2 protein-coding genes are annotated in these 1,583 nt (G+C 63.5%); both read left to right on the top strand.

Annotation, left to right across the window (positions count from 1 at the left end; translation table 11 throughout):
* A partial coding sequence (locus MKD38_RS30530) for an IS21 family transposase (RefSeq protein WP_501985985.1) occupies nucleotides 1–522 on the top strand: 522 nt, incomplete at its 5' end.
* Between the two features lie 17 nt (nucleotides 523–539).
* On the top strand, nucleotides 540–1,307 hold the full coding sequence (gene istB, locus MKD38_RS30525) for an IS21-like element helper ATPase IstB (protein WP_232348037.1): 768 nt from the start codon (nucleotides 540–542) through the stop codon (nucleotides 1,305–1,307).
* The last annotated feature ends 276 nt before the right edge of the window (nucleotides 1,308–1,583 follow it).

Raw genomic sequence — 1,583 nt, 5'->3', positions numbered from 1 at the left:
ACCTGTCTGGAAGAGGCGCTGGCTTTCTTCGGCGGCGTGCCCGAGCACATCCTGTTCGACAACGCCAAGTCGGTGGTCGTCGAGCGCGACGCGCACGGCGATGGCCGCCATCGCTGGGACCGGGAACTGTTGGCGCAGGCCGAGCGGTATGGCTTCGAACTGAAGGTATGCCGTCCCTATCGCGCCAAGACCAAGGGCAAGGTCGAGCGCTTCAATCGCTATCTCAAGGAGAGCTTTGTCGTGCCGCTGGCCGCCACGCTCAAACAAGCCGGGCTGAAGCTGGATGTCGAGGCCGCCAACCAGTACATTGGCCGCTGGCTGACGGAGGTGGCCAACATACGGGTTCATGCCACCACTGGCGAGCGCCCCGTGGTGCGCCTTGCCGTCGAGCAAGAGGCCTTGCTGCCGCTACCGCAGGCGGGCAGACCGCTGCCTGTACGCAGGCCCATGCGCCCCATCCCGCGCGAGAGCCTGCAGCATCCGCTGGCCGTGTATGACAGCCTGCTGGAGGTGGCGGCATGAACCTGCAGCACTAGCGCATTGCCAACCTGTGCGGCCAGCTCAAACTAGACCGCGTGGCGCTGGAGTGGGGGTCGCTGGCACAGCGGGTGGCGACCGAGGACGCCAGTCTGGCCGACTTCCTGGAGCGGCTGCTCAACACCGAGGTTGCCGCCCGCGAGGAGCGCAAGCGTCAGGTGCTGACCAAGCTGGCGACACTGCCGTCGGTAAGGACGCTGGAGCAGTACGACTTCGGCTTCGCCAGCGGCGCACCGCGCATGCAGATACAGGAGTTGGGCAGCCTGGCGTTTATCGAGCGCGCCGAGAACGTTGTGCTGCTCGGGCCGTCCGGCGTCGGCAAGACACATCTGGCGACGGCGCTGGCCTATCGCGCGACGCAGGCTGGCATCAAGAGCCGCTTCCTGACGGCGGCTGACCTGATGATGCAACTAGCGACTGCGCGGCAGCAGGGGCGGCTGCGCGAGTACTTCAATCGGGCCGTGATGGGACCCAGGTTATTGGTGGTCGACGAAATCGGCTACCTGACGTTCGGGCGGGAAGAGGCGAACCTGTTCTTCAATGTCGTCGCCAAGCGCTACGAGCGGGGTTCGATGGTGTTGACCAGCAACCTGCCGTTTGCGCAATGGGCGACCGCCTTTGCCGACGACCAGACGCTAACGGCGGCGATGCTCGACCGGCTCCTGCATCACGCCCATATCGTGCAGATTACAGGGGAAAGCTACCGGCTCAAGGACAAGCGCCGGGCAGGTCAAACGAACGGCCGAGCCGCCGCCAAGGCGGCTGGCTGACGGGAGCCAGGTGGGTCAGTTTTACTTCGGCGATTCTTGCCAAAGTGGGTCAAATTTAAATCGGCGTTGACATCTATGTAGCTCACTGGAATCGGACATCATGGGCGCTGATGGTCAAAGCAAGGGAGTTGGGCCACCCGGCGGATTGGCTATTGCGCTCGCAGCACAATCACAACACCTTGCCTGGCGGCGGCAAGCTGTGGGACCAAGTAACACAGCAATTTTGAGCCCTGTGCCAACGAAGGAGGCAGTAGCTTACCGAATGTGGCAACTTAG

Source organism: Cupriavidus sp. WGlv3 (assembly GCF_023952475.1).
GTDB classification, from domain to species: domain Bacteria; phylum Pseudomonadota; class Gammaproteobacteria; order Burkholderiales; family Burkholderiaceae; genus Cupriavidus; species Cupriavidus phytorum.
Note: the sequence above shows the minus strand (reverse complement) of the source record. Positions and strands in the feature narration are given on the sequence as shown.